Source organism: Terrabacter sp. AAH1, from assembly GCF_054456855.1.
Genome location: NZ_JBTJJV010000004.1, coordinates 110,136 through 129,367 on the forward strand (window position 1 = coordinate 110,136; position 19,232 = coordinate 129,367).

General features: G+C 70.2%; 15 protein-coding genes and 1 tRNA gene. 15 read left to right on the forward strand and 1 reads right to left on the reverse strand.

What is annotated here, in order from left to right; all coding sequences use genetic code 11:
• The first annotated feature begins 5 nt into the window (after positions 1-5).
• The 15 genes from trpC to ACXR8F_RS08605 all read left to right on the forward strand — a co-directional run bounded on the left by trpC (position 6) and on the right by ACXR8F_RS08605 (position 18,710).
• The gene (gene trpC, locus ACXR8F_RS08535) at positions 6-821 is read left to right on the forward strand and encodes an indole-3-glycerol phosphate synthase TrpC (RefSeq protein ID WP_458799733.1); all 816 of its coding nucleotides are present in this window, start codon (positions 6-8) and stop codon (positions 819-821) included.
• A gap of 2 nt (positions 822-823) precedes the next feature.
• On the forward strand, positions 824-2,080 hold the full coding sequence (gene trpB / locus ACXR8F_RS08540) for a tryptophan synthase subunit beta (RefSeq protein WP_458799735.1): 1,257 nt from the start codon (positions 824-826) through the stop codon (positions 2,078-2,080).
• Entirely contained in the window at positions 2,077-2,877 is an 801-nt protein-coding gene (gene trpA, locus ACXR8F_RS08545; protein ID WP_045192306.1) for a tryptophan synthase subunit alpha, read from the forward strand. Before trpB ends, trpA begins: the two co-directional genes overlap by 4 nt.
• Positions 2,874-3,908, forward strand: coding sequence for a prolipoprotein diacylglyceryl transferase (lgt, locus tag ACXR8F_RS08550; RefSeq protein WP_458799737.1), 1,035 nt, complete (start codon positions 2,874-2,876; stop codon positions 3,906-3,908). The genes trpA and lgt overlap by 4 nt, the downstream gene beginning before the upstream one ends.
• Before the next feature lie 199 nt (positions 3,909-4,107).
• Positions 4,108-8,673 carry a glutamate synthase large subunit gene (gene gltB / locus ACXR8F_RS08555; RefSeq protein WP_045192307.1) on the forward strand — a complete coding sequence of 1,522 codons (4,566 nt, stop codon included), beginning with the start codon at positions 4,108-4,110 and terminating at the stop codon, positions 8,671-8,673.
• Positions 8,666-10,123 carry a glutamate synthase subunit beta gene (locus ACXR8F_RS08560; RefSeq protein ID WP_458799739.1) on the forward strand — a complete coding sequence of 486 codons (1,458 nt, stop codon included), beginning with the start codon at positions 8,666-8,668 and terminating at the stop codon, positions 10,121-10,123. Before gltB ends, ACXR8F_RS08560 begins: the two co-directional genes overlap by 8 nt.
• A 165-nt stretch (positions 10,124-10,288) precedes the next feature.
• Positions 10,289-11,746, forward strand: a complete 1,458-nt coding sequence (pyk, locus tag ACXR8F_RS08565) for a pyruvate kinase (protein ID WP_458799741.1) — start codon at positions 10,289-10,291, stop codon at positions 11,744-11,746.
• A gap of 89 nt (positions 11,747-11,835) precedes the next feature.
• A tRNA-Leu gene (locus ACXR8F_RS08570) sits at positions 11,836-11,921 on the forward strand.
• Positions 11,922-12,014: 93 nt separating this feature from the next.
• Positions 12,015-12,701, forward strand: coding sequence for an ANTAR domain-containing response regulator (locus tag ACXR8F_RS08575; RefSeq protein WP_082081059.1), 687 nt, complete (start codon positions 12,015-12,017; stop codon positions 12,699-12,701).
• Positions 12,702-12,853: 152 nt separating this feature from the next.
• Positions 12,854-13,996: a branched-chain amino acid ABC transporter substrate-binding protein gene (locus tag ACXR8F_RS08580; protein WP_458799744.1), complete on the forward strand. Its 1,143-nt coding sequence runs from the start codon at positions 12,854-12,856 to the stop codon at positions 13,994-13,996.
• A gap of 110 nt (positions 13,997-14,106) precedes the next feature.
• Entirely contained in the window at positions 14,107-15,096 is a 990-nt protein-coding gene (locus tag ACXR8F_RS08585) for a branched-chain amino acid ABC transporter permease (RefSeq protein WP_045192311.1), read from the forward strand.
• Positions 15,093-16,241: a branched-chain amino acid ABC transporter permease gene (locus ACXR8F_RS08590; protein WP_045192312.1), complete on the forward strand. Its 1,149-nt coding sequence runs from the start codon at positions 15,093-15,095 to the stop codon at positions 16,239-16,241. Before ACXR8F_RS08585 ends, ACXR8F_RS08590 begins: the two co-directional genes overlap by 4 nt.
• 178 nt (positions 16,242-16,419) lie before the next feature.
• A complete protein-coding gene (locus ACXR8F_RS08595; protein WP_458800029.1) occupies positions 16,420-17,253 on the forward strand; it encodes an ABC transporter ATP-binding protein in 834 nt (277 codons plus the stop codon).
• A complete protein-coding gene (locus ACXR8F_RS08600) occupies positions 17,243-17,962 on the forward strand; it encodes an ABC transporter ATP-binding protein (protein WP_045192314.1) in 720 nt (239 codons plus the stop codon). The genes ACXR8F_RS08595 and ACXR8F_RS08600 overlap by 11 nt, the downstream gene beginning before the upstream one ends.
• A 154-nt stretch (positions 17,963-18,116) precedes the next feature.
• Positions 18,117-18,710: a GNAT family N-acetyltransferase gene (locus ACXR8F_RS08605; protein ID WP_458799748.1), complete on the forward strand. Its 594-nt coding sequence runs from the start codon at positions 18,117-18,119 to the stop codon at positions 18,708-18,710.
• A gap of 56 nt (positions 18,711-18,766) precedes the next feature.
• Here ACXR8F_RS08605 and ACXR8F_RS08610 read toward each other — a convergent pair whose 3' ends face one another.
• Positions 18,767-19,159: a PaaI family thioesterase gene (locus ACXR8F_RS08610; RefSeq protein ID WP_458800032.1), complete on the reverse strand. Its 393-nt coding sequence runs from the start codon at positions 19,157-19,159 to the stop codon at positions 18,767-18,769.
• Positions 19,160-19,232: the final 73 nt, after the last annotated feature.

Below are 19,232 nucleotides of genomic sequence, written 5' to 3' on the forward strand. Positions count from 1 at the left end.
GCGCAGTGCCGACCGTTCTCGACGAGATCATCAGCGGCGTCCGCGAGGATCTCGGGCGACGCCGCGCCGCCCTGCCGCTCGGCGAGCTCGAGGCTCGCCTCGCCTCGGTGGGCCCTGCCGTCGACCCGATGCCGGGCATCCGGTCGGCCGAGGGGGTCGCGGTCATCGCCGAGGTCAAGCGGTCGAGCCCCAGCAAGGGGGCCCTGGCCGACATCCCCGAGCCGGGCCGCCTCGCCGCGGCGTATGCCGCCGGCGGAGCGAGTGCCATCAGCGTGCTCACCGAGGAGCGCCGGTTCTCGGGCAGCCTCGCCGACCTCGACGAGGTGCGGGCGGCAGTGCGAACGCCCCTGCTGCGCAAGGACTTCATGGTCGACCCCTACCAGGTCACCGAGGCCCGCGTGCACGGCGCAGACCTGGTGCTGCTGATCGTCGCCGGTCTCGACGACGTGCTGATGCGCGACCTGCACCAGCAGGCGGGCGAGCTGGGCATGACCGCGCTCGTCGAGGTGCACGACGCCGCAGAGCTGGACCGCGCGCTCGAGCTGGACCCCGTGCTCGTCGGCGTCAACGCCCGCAACCTCAAGACCCTCGAGGTCGACCCCCGCACCGTCACCGACCTGCTGCCGCGCGTTCCCGACGGTGTCGTCGGCGTCGCCGAGAGCGGTGTCACCGGTCCCGACGACGTCGTGACCTACGTGCGCGCCGGCGCCGGCGCCGTGCTCGTGGGCGAGGCCCTCGTGCGCGACGGCGCACCCGAGCACGCCGTGCGTGCGTTCATCGAGGCAGCGGCCGCCGCGCGCGCCGCTGCCGACCAGGAGTGAGCATGACCACGTCCCAGGCTCCGGCACACGGCCGGTTCGGCGACTTCGGCGGGCGCTACGTCCCCGAGGCCCTCATCCCCGCCCTCGAGCAGCTCGAGGAGGTGTGGCGCAAGGCGGTCGTCGACCCCGAGTTCGTCGGTGAGCTCGAGCGCCTGCAGCGCACCTACACGGGTCGGCCCAGCATCATCACCGAGGTGCCGCGGTTCGCCGAGCACTGCGGCGGGGCGCGCGTCATCCTCAAGCGCGAGGACCTCAACCACACCGGCTCGCACAAGATCAACAACGTGCTGGGGCAGGCCCTGCTCACCAAGCGCATGGGCAAGCGGCGCGTCATCGCCGAGACCGGCGCGGGCCAGCACGGCGTGGCCACCGCCACCGCGGCGGCGCTGCTCGGTCTCGAGTGCGTCGTCTACATGGGCCGCAAGGACACCGAGCGCCAGGCGCTCAACGTCGCCCGGATGCGCCTGCTCGGAGCCACCGTCGTGCCCGTCGACAACGGCAGCAAGACGCTCAAGGACGCCGTCAACGAGGCCTTCCGCGACTGGGTGGCCAACGTCGCGACCACCCACTACGTCCTCGGGACCGTGACCGGGCCGCACCCGTTCCCCGAGATGGTCCGCGACTTCCACCGCGTCATCGGGGTCGAGGCGCGTCAGCAGGTGCTCGACCTCGTCGGCCGGCTGCCCGATGCCGTGCTGGCCTGCGTCGGCGGCGGCTCCAACGCCATCGGCATCTTCCACCGCTTCATCGACGACCCCTCGGTGCGGCTCATCGGCTTCGAGGCCGGCGGCGAGGGCGTCGCCACCGGCAAGCACGCCGCGCGCTTCTCCGCCGGCATCCCCGGCGTGCTCCACGGCGCCTTCACCTACGTCATGCAGGACGAGGACGGCCAGACGGTCGAGTCGCACAGCGTGTCGGCGGGTCTCGACTACCCGAGCGTCGGTCCCGAGCATGCCCACCTGCTCGACTCGGGCCGGGCCGAGTACCGGCCCGTGTCCGACGACGAGGCGATGGAGGCCTTCTCGCTGTTGTCGCGCACCGAGGGCATCCTCCCCGCGATCGAGAGCGCGCACGCCCTCGCGGGCGCCATGAAGGTCGGGCGCGAGCTCGGTCCCGACGCCGTGCTCCTCGTCAACCTCTCGGGGCGTGGCGACAAGGACGTCCACACGGCCGCCGAGTGGTTCGGCCTCATCGCCGACGACGGCACACCGCGCCTGCCCGACGACGCCGGCGCCAAGGGCATGGGGGAGCAGCAGTGAGCGTCGCCACCATCATCGAGAAGTGCCGCGCCGACGACCGCCCGGCCCTGGTCGGCTACCTCCCGGTCGGCTTTCCCTCGGTCGAGGGGTCCATCGCCGCCATGCGGGTCCTCGTCGAGTCCGGCGTCGACATCGTCGAGATCGGCGTGCCCTACAGCGACCCGGTCATGGACGGTCCCGTCATCCAGGACGCCGCCGTGCGGGCCCTGGCCGCCGGCGTGCACCTCACCGACATCTTCACCGCGGCCCGCGAGGTCTCGGCCGCCGGCGCCGGTGCGCTCGTCATGACGTACTGGAACCCGGTCCTGCGCTACGGGGTCGAGCGCTTCGCTGCCGACCTCGCCGCCGCCGGGGGAGCCGGGCTCATCACGCCCGACCTCATCCCCGACGAGGCCGGCGCGTGGATCGCCGCTGCGGACGCCCACGACCTCGACAAGGTCTTCCTCGTGGCACCCAGCTCGACGCCCGAGCGGCTCGCCGCGGTGACCGCCCAGTGCCGTGGGTTCGTCTACGCGACGGCCGTCATGGGGGTCACCGGAGCGCGGGCCAGCGTGGGAGAGGCCGCCGACGCGCTCGTGTCGCGCACCCGCGAGCACACCGACCTGCCCGTCTGCGTCGGGCTCGGTGTCTCGACCGGCGACCAGGCGGCCGAGGTCGGGCGCTTCGCCGACGGCGTCATCGTCGGCTCGGCGCTCGTGCGCTGCCTCACGGAGGCCGACTCCGACGAGCAGGGGCTCGAAGCCCTCGGCGCCCTGGCCCGCGAGCTCGCCGACGGCGTGCGGCGGGCTCGCACATGAGTCTGCTCGCCGGCCTTCCGACGGTCATGCCCGTCGAGATCCCGTCGCCCGGCGTCGGGGTCTGGCACCTCGGCCCGCTGCCGATCCGCGGCTACGCCCTGTGCATCCTCGCGGGGATCGTCGTCGCCGTCTGGCTGACCCAGCGTCGCCTCGAGGCGCGCGGCCACCGTCAGGGCATCGCGATCGACATCTCCGCCTGGGCGGTGCCGTTCGGCATCCTCGGCGGCAGGCTCTACCACCTCATCACCACGCCGCAGCCGTACTTCGGCGAGGGCGGCGACCCGTGGAAGGCGTTCGCCATCTACGAGGGTGGCCTCGGCATCTGGGGTGCCGTGGCCCTCGGCGCCGTCGGCGCGGCGATCGGCTGCCGCAAGCACGGTGTCGCGTTCCGCGACTTCGTCGACGCCGCCGCCCCGGGGCTCGCGATCGCGCAGGCCATGGGCCGATTCGGCAACTGGTTCAACAACGAGATCTACGGAGCGCCCACCGACCTGCCGTGGAAGCTGCGCATCTACGACTGGGACACCGCTGCCGGACGGGCGGTCGTCGACGCGCAGGGCAACCCCGTCGTCAAGGGCTACTTCCACCCGACGTTCCTCTACGAGGCCCTCTGGTGCCTGCTGCTCGCGGCCTTCCTCGTCTGGCTCGGCCGCCGGCACTCACCCCGGTCGGGCCAGGTCTTCGCGGCCTACGTCATGGGCTACCCGGTGGGCCGCATCGTCATCGAGAACATGCGCACCGACTCCGCCAACCTCATCCTCGGCCAGCGCGTCAACACCTGGGTCTCGATCCTCGTCTTCCTGCTCGGTGCCTACCTGTGGCGCCGGTTCGGCCGCATGGAGCAACCGCCGACGCCCGCACCCGAGAGTGACGAGGACCACCCTGCGCCGGCAGGTGCCGCGGAGGCCGACGGCCAGCAGCGGAGATCCATCGCCGAAACCGCCGAAGATCCTTCGGTCGGCGAGCGCCTTGACGCGTCAAACGGCACCGCTCCCACGGCGCCCGAGGTGGACCGTCCGGCCCAGTCCTGACCCGACCGGCACACCGCCCCAGCGCTCGGACGTGAGCACGGCGTCTCACGATTCGGAATCCGCCGTATCAACAGGTAGGACGAGCGGCCTCTCCGATATCGTCGTCCAGCAAGCCTGTGGCCAGCGCCGTCCACATGCCCTGAGTCATGTCGTGTGGCCGGTCGCGGTCGCGGCCAGGTCCCAGCAGAAGGACGGTGAAATGTCGCCGCACACCCGCACCCGCGCCCTCTTCAGCGCGCACCCGGAGAGCTCCGGCCTCTACCGACGCGAGTTCGAGCACGACGCCTGCGGCGTCGCCATGATCGCGACGATGCGGGGGACGGCGGGTCACGACATCGTCGACCACGCGCTGACGGCGCTGCGCAACCTCGACCACCGCGGCGCCACCGGCGCCGACCCGTCCGTCGGTGACGGCGCGGGCATCCTGACGCAGATCCCCGACGCCTTCTTCCGGGCCAACGTGCCGTTCACGCTGCCGAACAACGGGGCGTATGCCGCCGGGCTCGCCTTCCTGCCCCGCGACGCCGCCGAGCGCGCGGCCGCCAAGGCCCGCATCGAGGAGCTCGCCGTCGCCGAGAACCTCAAGGTGCTCGGCTGGCGGGAGGTGCCGGTCGAGGCCGACCTCGTCGGCGCGGTCGCCCGTGAGTGCATGCCCGCCTTCGAGCAGCTCTTCGTCAGCAGCGCCATCGGCCGTCAGGTCGCGCTCGGGCTCGACCGCCTCGCGTTCTGCCTGCGCAAGCGGGCCGAGCACGAGGTCGACGTCTACTTCGCGTCGCTGAGCTCGCGCACCATCGTCTACAAGGGCATGCTCACCACCGGCCAGCTCGAGCCGTTCTTCCCCGACCTGTCCGACCCGGCCTTCGCCACCGAGCTGGCCCTCGTGCACTCGCGGTTCTCGACCAACACCTTCCCGTCGTGGCCGCTCGCGCACCCCTACCGCCTCATCGCCCACAACGGCGAGATCAACACCGTCAAGGGCAACCGCAACTGGATGCACGCGCGCGAGAGCCTGCTGACCTCCGACATCATCCCCGGCGACCTCGAGCGCCTCTTCCCGATCTGCACGCCCGACGCGTCCGACTCCGCGAGCTTCGACGAGGCGCTCGAGCTGCTCCACCTCGGTGGTCGCTCGCTGCCGCACGCCGTGCTGATGATGATCCCCGAGGCGTGGGAGAACCACGCGACGATGGACCCGGCCCGCAAGGCGTTCTACGAGTTCCACTCGACGTTCATGGAGCCGTGGGACGGCCCGGCGAACGTCTGCTTCAGCGACGGCACGCTCGTCGGCGCGGTGCTCGACCGCAACGGCCTGCGTCCGGGCCGCTACACCGTGACCAAGGACGGCCTCGTGGTCCTGGCCTCCGAGTCTGGCGTGCTCGAGCTCGCGCCCGAGACCATCGTCCAGCGTGGGCGCCTGCAGCCCGGCAAGATGTTCCTCGTCGACACCGAGCACGGCCGCATCGTCAGCGACGAGGAGATCAAGAGCCAGCTCGCCGCGGCCAAGCCGTATGCCGAGTGGCTGCACGCCGGCCTCATCCACCTCGAGGACCTCCCGGAGCGCGAGCACATCGTGCACACGGCCGCCTCGGTCGCCCGCCGCCAGCAGACCTTCGGCTACACCGCCGAGGAGCTGCGCATCCTGCTCACGCCGATGGCGAAGTCCGGGGGAGAGGCGCTCGGCTCGATGGGCACCGACACGCCCATCGCCGTGCTGTCCTCGCGTCCGCGGCTGCTCTTCGACTACTTCACCCAGCTCTTCGCGCAGGTGACCAATCCGCCGCTCGACGCGATCCGCGAGGAGCTCGTCACCTCGCTCGGCACCTACATGGGCCCCGAGGGCAACGCGCTGTCGGCCTCACCGTCGCACGCGCGCCAGCTCGTCCTCGACTTCCCGGTCATCGACAACGACGAGCTCGCCAAGATCGTGCACATCAACGCCGACGGTGACCTGCCCGGCTACGCGACGCACGTGGTGCGGGGCCTCTACGACGTCACCGGCGGCGCGGCCGCCATGCGCGAGCGTCTCGACGAGATCTTCGCCGAGGTGTCGCAGGCGATCCGACGCGGCGCGCGCTTCGTCGTGCTCTCCGACCGTGACTCCGGGCGCGACCTCGCGCCGATCCCGTCGCTGCTGCTCACCGCCGCGGTGCACCACCACCTCATCCGGGAGAAGACGCGTACGCAGGTGGGCCTGCTCGTCGAGGCCGGTGACGTGCGCGAGGTGCACCACGTCGCGCTGCTCATCGGCTACGGCGCGGCCGCGGTCAACCCCTACCTCGCGATGGAGACGGTCGAGGACCTCGTCCGTGCTGGCGAGATCGAGGGCGTGACCTCCGAGAAGGCGGTGAAGAACCTCATCAAGGCGCTCGGCAAGGGCGTGCTCAAGGTCATGTCGAAGATGGGCATCTCGACGGTCGCCTCCTACCGGGGCGCCCAGGTCTTCGAGGCCATCGGCCTCTCGCAGGCCCTCGTCGACCGCTACTTCACCGGCACGGTCAGCCAGCTCGGCGGCGTCGGCCTCGACGTCATCGCCCGCGAGACCGCCGAGCGCCACGCGCGCGCCTACCCGACCGACGGCGTCCAGCAGCCGCACCGGGTCCTCGAGGTCGGCGGCGAGTACCAGTGGCGCCGCGAGGGTGAGCCGCACCTCTTCGACCCCGAGACGGTGTTCCGCCTCCAGCACTCGACGCGCCAGCGTCGCTACGACATCTTCAAGCAGTACACCGAGCGCATCGACGACCAGACCTCACGGCTGATGACGTTGCGCGGCTTGATGGGCTTCAAGCCCACCGGCGTCACCGGCCGGCTGCCCGTGCCGATCGAGGAGGTCGAGCCGGTCAGCGAGATCGTCAAGCGCTTCAACACCGGGGCGATGAGCTACGGCTCCATCTCCAAGGAGGCGCACGAGACCCTCGCGATCGCCATGAACCACCTCGGCGGCCGCTCCAACACCGGTGAGGGCGGCGAGGACATCGACCGCCTGCTCGACCCCGAGCGCCGCTCTGCGGTCAAGCAGGTCGCCTCCGGCCGGTTCGGCGTGACGAGCCTCTACCTCACCCACTCCGACGACATCCAGATCAAGATGGCGCAGGGCGCCAAGCCCGGCGAGGGTGGCCAGCTGCCCGGCCACAAGGTCTACCCGTGGGTCGCCAAGACCCGGCACTCGACGCCCGGCGTCGGGCTCATCTCGCCGCCGCCGCACCACGACATCTACTCGATCGAGGACCTGGCGCAGCTGATCCACGACCTCAAGAACGCCAACCCGGCGGCGCGCATCCACGTCAAGCTCGTCTCCGAGATCGGCGTCGGCACGGTGGCGGCGGGCGTGTCCAAGGCGCACGCCGACGTCGTGCTCATCTCGGGCCACGACGGCGGCACCGGCGCGAGCCCGCTCACGTCGCTCAAGCACGCCGGCGCGCCGTGGGAGCTCGGCCTCGCCGAGGCCCAGCAGACGCTCGTGCTCAACGGGCTGCGCGACCGCATCGTCGTGCAGGTCGACGGCCAGCTGAAGACCGGTCGCGACGTCGTCGTCGCCGCGCTGCTCGGTGCCGAGGAGTTCGGCTTCGCCACGGCGCCGCTCGTCGTCTCCGGCTGCATCATGATGCGCGTCTGCCACCTCGACACCTGTCCGGTCGGCATCGCGACGCAGAACCCCGAGCTGCGCGAGCGCTTCTCCGGCAAGCCCGAGTTCGTCGAGACGTTCTTCGAGTACATCGCCGAGGAGGTGCGCGAGAACCTCGCCGCCCTCGGGTTCCGCTCCATCGAGGAGGCCGTCGGCCAGGTCGGCAGCCTCGACCTCGACAAGGCCATCGCGCACTGGAAGGCGTCGGGCCTCGACCTCAGCCCGATCCTCGCCGTGGCCGACAACCCCAGCGGTGGCACGCTCCACCAGTCCGCCACCCAGGACCACGCCCTCGACAAGGCGCTCGACAACGAGCTGCTGAGCCGGGCCCTGCCCGCCATCGAGAGCGGCGAGCAGGTGCGCACCGAGATCGCGGTCCGCAACGTCAACCGCACCGTCGGCACGATGCTGGGCCACCACGTGACCAAGGCGCACCCGCACGGACTCGCCGACAACACGATCGAGCTGACGATGACGGGGTCCGGTGGCCAGTCCTTCGGTGCCTTCCTGCCGGCGGGCGTCACGATGCAGCTCTTCGGCGACGCCAACGACTACGTCGGCAAGGGCCTGTCCGGCGGCCGCGTCGTCGTCCGGCCGCACCGCGACGCCGCGCTCGTGGCCGAGCAGAACGTCATCGGCGGCAACGTCATCGCCTACGGCGCGACGACCGGCCAGCTGTTCCTGCGCGGCATCGTCGGCGAGCGCTTTTGCGTGCGCAACTCGGGGGCCCACGCGGTCGTCGAGGGGGTCGGCGACCACGGCTGCGAGTACATGACGGGCGGCGCTGCCGTCGTCCTGGGCCCCACGGGGCGCAACTTCGCGGCGGGCATGTCCGGCGGTGTTGCGTACGTCCTCGACCTCGACCCCGCCCTCGTCAATCCCGAGATGGTCGACCTGCTGCCCCTGCGCGACGAGGACGACGCCCCGCTCCGCGAGCTGCTCGAGGCCCACGTGCGGTGGACCGAGTCGCCCGTCGCACAGGGCCTCCTCGACGACTGGGCGGCCGCCCGCGAGCGGCTGACGCTCGTGCTGCCGCGCGACTACCAACGAGTCCTCGACGTCCGCGCCGAGGCCGAGGCCCAGGGCCTCGACCTCGACGGACCCGAGGTGTGGAACCGGATCATGGAGGCTTCCCGTGGCTGACCCCCAAGGCTTTCTCACCACCCGCGAGCGCGAGCTCCCGACCCGCCGCCCCGTCCCGGTCCGCATCCGGGACTGGAAGGAGGTCTACGAGGAGCAGGAGCTCGGGCAGCTCCAGCGCCAGGCGGGCCGCTGCATGGACTGCGGCATCCCCTTCTGCCACTCGGGCTGCCCCCTCGGCAACCTCATCCCCGAATGGAACAACTTCGCGTGGCGCGGCGACTGGTCCGACGCGATCGAGCGCCTCCACGCGACGAACAACTTCCCCGAGTTCACGGGTCGGCTCTGCCCGGCGCCGTGCGAGACGGCGTGCGTGCTCGGCATCAACCAGCCGGCCGTGACCATCAAGCAGGTCGAGGTCACGACGATCGAGCGGGCCTTCGACGAGGGTCTCGTGCAGCCGCTCCCGCCCGAGCGCCTCTCGGGCAAGACGGTCGCGGTCGTCGGCTCCGGCCCCGCCGGTCTCGCCGCGGCCCAGCAGCTGACCCGGGCCGGCCACACGGTCGCCGTCTTCGAGCGTGCCGACAAGCCTGGCGGCCTGCTCCGCTACGGCATCCCCGAGTTCAAGATGGAGAAGTCCGTCCTCGACCGTCGTCTGGCCCAGATGGAGGCCGAGGGCACGCGCTTCCGCAACGGCATGGACATCGGCGTCGACATCACCGGCCGGCAGCTGCGCGACCGCTACGACGCCGTCGTGCTGGCGCTCGGCGCCACCGTGCCCCGCGACCTCGACGTCCCGGGTCGCGGCCTCGGGGGCATCCACCAGGCGATGGACTACCTCCCGCAGGGCAACCGGGCCGCCCTCGGCGAGGAGGTCGAGAACCAGATCCTCGCCACCGGCAAGCACGTCGTCGTCATCGGCGGCGGTGACACCGGGGCCGACTGCATCGGCACCGCGCACCGCCAGGGCGCCGCGTCCGTGACGAGCCTCGAGATCATGCCGCAGCCGGGCGAGGACCGCCCGAGCGGCCAGCCGTGGCCGACCTACCCGATGGTCTACCGCGTCGCGAGCGCGCACGAGGAGGGCGGCGAGCGCGTCTACGCCGTCAGCACGACCGAGTTCGTCGGCGACGCCGACGGCAACGTCGCCTCGCTGCGCCTCACCGAGGTCGAGCTCGTCGACGGCAGGCTGACGCCGAAGCCGGGGACCGAGCGCGAGATCCCCGCGCAGCTCGTGCTCTTCGCCATGGGCTTCCTCGGCCCGCAGGGGCCGGGCGTCGTCGAGCAGCTCGGCGTCGACCTCGACGAGCGCAGCAACGTCCGCCGCGACAAGAACTTCATGAGCTCGGTCCCCGGCGTCTTCGTCGCCGGCGACGCGGGTCGCGGCCAGTCGCTCATCGTCTGGGCCATCGCCGAGGGCCGGGCCGCCGCCGCCGGCGTCGACGCCTGGCTCACCGGGTCCAGTGCCCTGCCCAGGCCGGTCGCGCCGACCGACCGCCCGCTCACCGTCTGAGCGGTCAGCAGCACCCGCCCGTATGCCGTGCCGTCACCCCGACGACACGGCATACGGGCACTGTTGTCCCACGATCCCCAAGGACGACAAGGGAATCCGCGAAGGCTCGTCCCACAGGTCGAACCCCCGTGGTGACCCACGTCACAGCACCCATAAGGTTGAACCATGCGTCGCGCCAAGATCGTCTGCACCATCGGACCCAAGACCTCTTCTCCCAGCCAGCTGCGTGCCCTCGTCGACGCGGGCATGGACGTCGCCCGGCTCAACCTCTCGCACGGTGACCACTCGGTCCACGAGCAGGTCTACCGCGACGTGCGGGCGGCCAGCGACGCCTCTGGTCGCGCCGTCGGCATCCTCGTCGACCTCCAGGGACCCAAGATCCGCACCGGCCGGTTCGCCGACGGCCCGGTCACGCTGAGCCAGGGCCAGCGCTTCACCATCACGACCCGCGAGATCGAGGGTGACGACACCATCGTCGGCACCACGTATGCCGGCCTCCCGGGCGACGTGAGCCCCGGCGACGTCCTGCTCATCGACGACGGCAAGGTCATGCTCCGCGCCGTGGCGGTCGACGACTCCGACGTGCTCACCGAGACGGTCGTCGGCGGAGAGGTGAGCAACAACAAGGGCATCAACCTGCCCGGCGTCGCCGTCAGCGTGCCCGCGCTGTCCGACAAGGACCGCGAGGACCTCCGGTTCGCCATGCGCCTCGGTGTCGACATGATCGCGCTGTCGTTCGTCCGCTCGGCCGACGACATCGCCGACGTCCACGCGATCATGGACGAGTTCGGCACCCGCATCCCCGTCATCGCCAAGATCGAGAAGCCGCAGGCCGTCGAGAACCTCGAGGGCATCGTCGCGGCGTTCGACGGCATCATGGTCGCCCGCGGCGACCTCGGCGTAGAGATGCCGCTCGAGGACGTCCCGCTGGTCCAGAAGCGCGCCATCGAGCTCGCCCGGCGCGAGGCCAAGCCGGTCATCGTGGCCACCCAGGTGCTCGAGTCGATGATCGAGAACCCGCGCCCCACCCGCGCTGAGGCCTCCGACGCCGCCAACGCCGTCCTCGACGGCGCCGACGCGCTGATGCTCTCGGGCGAGACGTCGGTCGGAGCGTGGCCGATCGACGCGGTGCGCACCATGGCGCGCATCATCGAGTCCACCGAGGAGCACGGCTTCGACAAGATCGTGCGGATGACGACGAACCCGAAGACCGTCGGGGGAGCGGTGAGCAAGGCCGCCGTCGAGATCGGCGACGTCGTGGGGGCGAAGTTCCTCATCACCTTCACGGAGACCGGCGGCTCGGCCACCCGCATGGCGCGGCTGCGCCCCCGGCTCCCGATGCTCGCCTTCACGTCCGAGCCGCGCGTGCGCTCGCAGCTGTCGCTGACGTGGGGCGTCGAGACCTACCTCGTGCCGCGCATGCACCACACCGACCAGTTCGCGATGCAGGTCGACCTCAAGCTCATCCCCGAGGGCCGCGTCGCCGAGGGCGACCGCGTCCTCATCGTCGCCGGCTCGCCTCCCGGCATCCCGGGGTCGACCAACGCGCTGCGCGTCCACCGCGTGGGTGACGCCGTCAACCGTGCCGCCCCGGCCTACCGGCCGGAAGAGGTCATCAGCTGACCGTTCCCGGGACCCCGCTTCAGTCGAGTGCTCAGTTCCTGACGTGGAGGAAGTGGGCACTCGACTGGGTATGCTGGCGCGGCACTCCCGCCGGGGTGGTGGAATGGCAGACACGGGGCACTCAAAATGCTCTGGCCGAATGGTCGTGCGGGTTCGAGTCCCGCCCTCGGCACCACCCCGCCGACCCCACGCACCGGGGCGGCGTCACGCTGAGGTGGTTGACGGTCCCGAAACGCGCTGGAAACCTGGCCCCGGCTAGGCTTTGCCCGTGAGCACAGACGAGAGCACGACGCCGAAGCCCGCCCCCACCCCCGCCGCGCCCGAGGCGGCTTCCGACACCACCGCGGCCGCGTCGGCCGCACCGGCATCCGCGACGAGCGGCGCCACCCGCATCCTCGTCGCCGAGGACGAGGCGCTCATCCGTCTGGACCTCGTCGAGATGCTGGGCGAGCAGGGCTACGAGGTCGTCGGCCAGGCGAGCAACGGCGAGCAGGCCGTCGAGCTGGCCAAGGAGGTCAAGCCCGACCTCGTCATCATGGACGTCAAGATGCCGGTGCTCGACGGCCTCTCCGCTGCCGAGCAGCTGCACGAGGCAAAGCTCTGCCCGGTCATCATGCTCACCGCCTTCTCGCAGACCGAGCTCGTCGAGCGGGCCCGCGACGCCGGCGTCATGGCCTACATCGTCAAGCCGTTCACGGCTGACGACCTGCGTCCGGCCATCGACATCGCAACCTCGCGCTGGCACGAGCTGAAGGCCCTCGAGGCCGAGATCGCCGACCTCGGGGAGCGCCTCGAGACCCGCAAGCTCGTCGACCGCGCCAAGGGCGTGCTGATGAGCCAGCTCAAGCTCACCGAGGCCGACGCCTTCCGCTGGATCCAGAAGACCGCGATGGACCGCCGGCTCGGGATGAAAGAGGTCGCCGAGGCCGTCATCAACGGCTTCCCGGCCTCCTGACGGGGCCATCTCCGCAAATCGTCCTGCCCACACCGGAGCCTAGGTCACGACACGGTCACCGATCGCGAGTTGTTGGTGACCGGGGCGCGACCTTGGAACTAGTCTCCGTCTCAGCCCTCGACCGAGGGATGTGTGACATCAGGAGGACACCCGTGCGTTCTACCCTCAAGTTCGCTGTGCCGCTCGCGGTCGCAGCTCTTGCCCTCGGTGCCTGTGGCACCAAGGGCGGCGACACCCCCGCCGCCGGCGGCAGCGGCGGCGCGGCGGCCTGCCAGAACTTCAAGATCGGCATGTTCGGTGCTCTCACCGGTCCGAACGCCAACCTTGGCATCTACATCCAGAACGGCGTGAACCTCGCCCTCGACGACTACAACAAGAAGCACGCCGACTGCAAGGTCACGCTCGAGAACTACGACTCGCAGGGTGACCCGACGCAGGCCCCGGCCCTCGCCAAGAAGGCCATCGACGACAAGAAGGTCGTCGGCATCGTCGGCCCGGCGTTCTCGGGTGAGTCCAAGGCCGCCGACCCCGCCTTCAACGAGGCCGGCCTGGTGACCATCACGCCGTCCGCGACGGCGACGAAGCTCTCCTCCAACGGCTGGAAGACGTTCTTCCGCGCCCTCGGCAACGACGACACGCAGGGCCCCGCGGCCGCCAAGTACATCAAGGACACCGTCAAGTCGACGAAGACCTTCGTCATCGACGACGCGTCCGAGTACGGCAAGGGCCTGGCCGACACCGTCCGCAAGGACCTCGGCTCGCAGGTCGTCGGCAACGACACCATCCAGCAGAAGCAGACCGACTTCAGCGCATCCGTCACCAAGGTGACGAGCTCGGGTGCCGACGCGCTGTTCTTCGGTGGCTACTCGCCCGAGGCTGCGCCGCTCATCAAGCAGCTGCGCGACGGTGGCTGGAAGGGCACGTTCGTCGTGGCCGACGGTGTCAAGGACCAGTCCTTCATCGACAACGCCAAGGACGCCGCCGAGGGCACGATCATCACCTGCCCCTGCGTCCCCGCCGACGTCGCTCCCGACTTCCAGAAGGCGTACAAGGCGAAGTACAACGAGGACCCGAACACCTACTCGGGTGAGGGCTACGACGCCGCCACGATCCTGCTCGACGGCATCGCGGCCGGCAAGGACCGCAAGGCCATGGTCGACTTCGTGAAGTCCTACGACAAGAAGGGCGTCACGAAGCAGCTCAAGTTCGACGACAAGGGCGAGTCGGCTGACATCAAGGTCTTTGCCTACAAGGTCGAGGGCGGCAAGATCGTCGGTAGTGGCGAGATCAAGTAACGCGTTCGTCATCGAAAGGGGGCGGTCGGAGCAGTAGGCTCCGACCGCCCTCGGTCGGTTGACACGCGATCCCTGATCCTGCCCACCGCGCCCGGCCCAGGAGGTCTTGGATGCAGAACCTGATCGACAACTTCTTCTCGTACACCATCACGGGCCTCACGATCGGGGCGGTCTACGCCCTCGTGGCCCTCGGCTACACCCTCGTCTACGGCGTGCTTCGCCTCATCAACTTCGCCCACTCCGAAGTGTTCATGTACGGCACGTTCGGGGCCCTCTGGGTCGTCATGCTCCTCGGCGGCAAGCCCGGCGGCAGTGTCGGACAGGTGATCTTCTGGGTGGTCATGATGTTCGTCGCCGCCATGGCGATGTCCGGCCTCATCGCGGTGATCCTCGAGCGCGTGGCCTATCGACCGTTGCGCAAACGCAATGCACCACCGCTCATCGCCCTGATCTCCGCCATCGGTGCCTCGTTCGTGCTTGCCGAGCTCATGGGCCTGCGCAGCCGGGTCGCCGGCTGGGTGGGCCTCGACGACACGCTGCGTGAGTACGTCCGCAACTCACGCAACAACGCCGGCCTCCCGTCGATCATCTCGCCCCAGCCGATCTTCTCGGTCGGCGGCTACAACGTGACGAACGTCGACCTCATCGTCATCATCGGCGCCATCGCGATCATGGTCGTCCTCGACCAGTTCGTGAAGCGGTCGCGCCTCGGCCGCGGCATCCGGGCCGTGGCCATGGACCCCGAGGCCGCGGCCCTCATGGGCGTCAACCGGGACCGCGTCATCCAGGTGACGTTTCTCGTCGGTGGTGTCATGGCCGGCGCAGCCGCGGTCTTCTACATGCTGAAGATCGGCATCACGCGCTACGACGCGGGCTTCATCCTCGGCGTCAAGGCGTTCACCGCCGCCGTGCTCGGCGGTATCGGCAACCTCCGTGGCGCCCTGCTCGGCGGCTTCATCCTCGGACTGGCCGAGAACTACGGCTCCGCCGTCGTCGGCTCGCAGTGGAAGGACGTCGTGGCGTTCGTCCTCCTCGTCCTGATCCTGCTCGTGCGACCCACCGGCCTGCTCGGTGAGTCCCTCGGAAAGGCGCGCGCATGAGCACCTCCACAGGCACCGCAGCCTCCACCAAGCAGCGCAGGCTGGGTTTCAAGGAGCGGGTCAACAACCTGCCCCGTGCGGTGAAGATCCTCCTCTGGGTCGTCTTCGCCGTGTTCCTCTTCATGCTGCCGCTGCTCAACATCCCGTTCATCACGACCGAGGGCTCGGACTTCGGCGGCGTCCTCTTCACCGTCGCCACGTACGTCCTGGTGGCTCTCGGCCTCAACATCGTCGTGGGCTACGCGGGCCTGCTCGACCTCGGCTATGTCGGGTTCTACGCCATCGGTGCCTACACCGTCGGTGTCCTGAGCGCCGAGCACGCCAAGCTGTCGTGGGTCGTCGTCGTCCCGATCGCGATCGTCGTGGCGATGGTCTCGGGCGTCGTGCTCGGCGCACCGACGCTGCGCGTCCGCGGAGACTACCTCGCCATCGTGACGCTCGGCTTCGGCGAGATCGTGCGCCTGACGCTCGTCAACAGCGAGTGGCTCGGGGCCTCCCGAGGCATCTCCGACATCCCGAAGCCGCCCGGCGTCGAGCTGTTCGAGGTGCCGAGCATCGACTGGAGCAGCGGTGCTCCGGTCGTCGACCTCGACACGACGTCGACCTTCCTCAAGTTCGGCATCACCGACTTCGTCCCCTACTACTGGCTGGCGCTCGGCGTCATCGCGCTCGTGCTCCTCTTCGACATCCTCGTCAAGAGCAGCCGGGTCGGTCGTGCCTGGGAGGCCACCCGCGAGGACGAGGACGCCGCAGAGCTGATGGGCGTGCCCACCTTCCGGTTCAAGCTGCTCGCCTTCGCGCTCGGCGCCGCCATCGGTGGCCTCTCGGGTGCGCTCTTCGCGACGAAGGCCGGCTTCATCAACCCGCAGAGCTTCGAGCTGCTGCTGTCGATCCTCTTCATCGCGGCCGTCGTCGTGGGTGGTGCCGGCAACCGCTGGGGCGTCATCGTCGGAGCGATCGTCGTGGCGTACTTCCCCGAGCGCTTCCGCGAGTTCGCGGACTTCCGCGTGCTGGTGTTCGGCTTGGCGCTGATGCTGCTCGCGATCTTCCGTCCACAGGGCCTGCTGCCACCACGGCGCACCGTCCGCGCCAAGCGCGCCGACGCCCGACAGGCCGTCCTCGAGGAAGGAGAAGCCAGTGCCTGAGTCGACCGAGCCCAACCGGCCCGACACCAGTGCGGAGTCCACGGCCCAGACCACGCCGGAGGCGACAGCGGAGCCGACGGCGGCAGCCGCTGGCGACGACGCCACGACCCGACCGGCGGTCACGCCGACCACCGACGCCACGGCGCCGCTGGCCGACCCCGCCGACGAGGTCACCGAGATCAACCCCGATGTCGACATCACCCCCGACGACATCGGCGTGCCCGAGGTCGCCGAGGGTGAGCGCCTCCTCGAGGTCGACGACGTGACCCTGCGCTTCGGCGGCGTCGTGGCCCTCAACGAGGTCAGCTTCCACATCAACAAGGGCGAGATCCTCGGCCTCATCGGGCCCAACGGTGCCGGCAAGACGACGTGCTTCAACGTCATGACCGGCGTCTACCAGCCGACCTCGGGTGGCATTCGCTACCTCGGCAAGCCGCTGGGCAAGCGCAAGAAGTTCCAGATCACCAAGCTGGGCATCGCGCGCACGTTCCAGAACATCCGTCTCTTCGCCAACATGACGGCCCTCGAGAACGTCCTCGTGGGGGTCGATGCGCACCACAGCACCGGGATCGGCGCGGCCATGTTCCGCCTGCCGAAGCACCGGCGCGAGGAGGCGCAGGGCTACGCCCGCGCCATGGAGCTGCTCACGTTCATGGGACTCGACGGCAAGGCCGACGAGCTCGCGCGCAACCTCCCGTACGGCGACCAGCGTCGCCTCGAGATCGCGCGCGCGCTGGCCACCAGCCCGCAGCTGCTCTGCCTCGACGAGCCGGCGGCCGGCTTCAACCCGGCGGAGAAGGCCAAGCTCATGGAGCTGATCCGGACCATCCGCGACCAGGGCTACACGGTCCTGCTCATCGAGCACGACATGAAGCTCGTCATGGGCGTCACCGACCGGATCGTCGTGCTGGAGTTCGGCCGCAAGATCGCCGAGGGCTCGCCCGCGGAGATCCGCGACAACCCGGCGGTCATCGCCGCCTACCTTGGAGTTGATGAAGAAGATGCTTCTTGAGGTCAACGGCCTGTGCGTCAACTACGGGCGCATCGAGGCCATCCGCGACATCAGCTTCACCGTCGACGAGGGTGAGATCGTCACCCTCATCGGCGCCAACGGTGCGGGCAAGACGACGACGATGAAGACCGTGTCGGGCCTGCGCCCGGTGCGGGCCGGCTCGATCATGTTCAACGGCAAGGACATCACGCACACGCCGTCTCACGAGCGTCCCGTGCTCGGCATCTCGCAGTCACCCGAGGGTCGCGGCTGCTTCGTCGGCATGACCGTGATGGAGAACCTCGAGATGGGCACCTACGCCCGACCCGACCGCAAGACGAAGGCCGTCAAGGACGACCTCGCCCGGGTCTTCGAGCTCTTCCCGCGGCTCAAGGAGCGCAGCAACCAGGCCGCCGGCTCGATGTCCGGAGGAGAGCAGCAGATGCTGGCGATGGGGCGGGCCCTCATGGCCAAGCCGAAGCTGCTGCTCCTCGACGAGCCGTCGATGGGTCTCGCACCCAAGCTGATCCAGCAGATCTTCGACATCGTCACAGAGATCAACAGCCAGGGCACGACGGTGTTGCTCGTCGAGCAGAACGCCGCGCAGGCGCTCAAGCGCTCGCACCGCGCCTACATCCTCGAGACGGGCGAGATCGTCCGCGAGGGCACGGGCAAGGAGCTGGCGGCCGATCCCGCGGTCAAGGCGGCATACCTCGGCGGCGACGTCTAGGTCGGCCGGACACCTTCGAAATCCGAAGGCGGGGCGTCACGAACCAGTCGTGACGCCCCGCCCTTTCGTGTCGCGACCGTGCATAACCCTTCCGCAGCGACGTCGTTGGACGTAGTGTCTGCCGGGTGACCTCGGGGCAGGAACAGGAGGGATGATGGGTCGATCGACCGTGTCGGTGCAGCGGGTGGACGAGAGCCTGCACTCGCAGTTCATCGAGCTGTGGATCACGCACCGCATCGAGGGTGGCACCACCCCCGAGGCCGCGCAGCGGCTGGCACTCGACGGCACCTTGCGAACTGCCTTGCAGCGCAACGACATCTGCGCCTTCATCGCATCGGTCGACGGCCGCCCTCGCGGCTACGTCGTGCTGGCCGACTCGACGCGCAGCCTTCTCGTCGACTCGCCCTGCGTGTCGATCGACATGCTCTACGTGCACCCCGAGTTCCGGCGCCAGGGCGTCGGGCGGGCGCTGCTCACCGCCGCCAGCAGGTATGCCGACCGGCAGGGCTGCGAGCACCTCGCGAGTGCCGTGCCCGCGGGCGACCGCGACGCGAACCGTTTCTTCGCCCGGCTGGGCTTCGCGCCCGAGACGGTGCGGCGGGTGGCTTCGGCGGCCACACTGCAGCGCAAGCTGGCGGGGGAGACGAGGCCCGGCCCGCAGCGGGTCACGCTCGACCTGCTGCAGCGGCGGCGTGACCTGCGCTCCCGCACCCGTGCCACGCGGCACGACCCGAAGATCGCCGGCTGACCCCGTCGCGCTGACCCCGTCGCGCTGAGCCCGACCGCTGAGCCCGGCCGCCCGGCTCAGGCGCCGGGGGCCGCGTCGCGCAGCAGGCAGGTGATCCGCGACGTGCAGATGCGGCGGTCGTCCTCGTCGGTGACGACGACCTCGTAGCTGACGAGGGTGCGGCCGGCGCTGAGCAGCGTGGCCGTGCCGGTGACGAGGCCGGTGCGAGCGGCGCGGTGGTGGGTGGCGTTGATGTCGAGACCGACGGCGACCCGGCCCGGACCGGCGTGCAGCTGCGCGCCGATCGACCCCAGCGACTCGGCGAGCACGACGCTGGCACCCCCGTGGAGCAGGCCGTAGGGCTGGGTGTTTCCCAGGACCGGCATCGTCGCGACGAGCCGCTCCGGCGTCGCCTCGACGATCTCGATCTGCATGCGCTCGAGGAGCGTGCCCTCGGCCATGGAGCGCATGGCGTCGACGTGCGTGCCGGTCGTCTGGTCGGTCGTCGGTTCGGTCATGGACGGGATCGTATGCCGCCCTGCC

Bases quoted from the DNA above. Each gene is read 5' to 3' on its own strand.
- gltB (WP_045192307.1), top strand. From the start codon at position 4,108: ATGTCGCCGCACACCCGCACCCGCGCCCTCTTCAGCGCGCACCCGGAG.
- ACXR8F_RS08590 (WP_045192312.1), top strand. From the start codon at position 15,093: ATGAGCACCTCCACAGGCACCGCAGCCTCCACCAAGCAGCGCAGGCTG.
- trpB (WP_458799735.1), top strand. From the start codon at position 824: ATGACCACGTCCCAGGCTCCGGCACACGGCCGGTTCGGCGACTTCGGC.
- ACXR8F_RS08600 (WP_045192314.1), top strand. From the start codon at position 17,243: ATGCTTCTTGAGGTCAACGGCCTGTGCGTCAACTACGGGCGCATCGAG.
- ACXR8F_RS08585 (WP_045192311.1), top strand. From the start codon at position 14,107: ATGCAGAACCTGATCGACAACTTCTTCTCGTACACCATCACGGGCCTC.
- ACXR8F_RS08605 (WP_458799748.1), top strand. From the start codon at position 18,117: ATGGGTCGATCGACCGTGTCGGTGCAGCGGGTGGACGAGAGCCTGCAC.
- lgt (WP_458799737.1), top strand. From the start codon at position 2,874: ATGAGTCTGCTCGCCGGCCTTCCGACGGTCATGCCCGTCGAGATCCCG.
- pyk (WP_458799741.1), top strand. From the start codon at position 10,289: ATGCGTCGCGCCAAGATCGTCTGCACCATCGGACCCAAGACCTCTTCT.
- ACXR8F_RS08610 (WP_458800032.1), bottom strand. From the start codon at position 19,159: ATGCGCTCCATGGCCGAGGGCACGCTCCTCGAGCGCATGCAGATCGAG.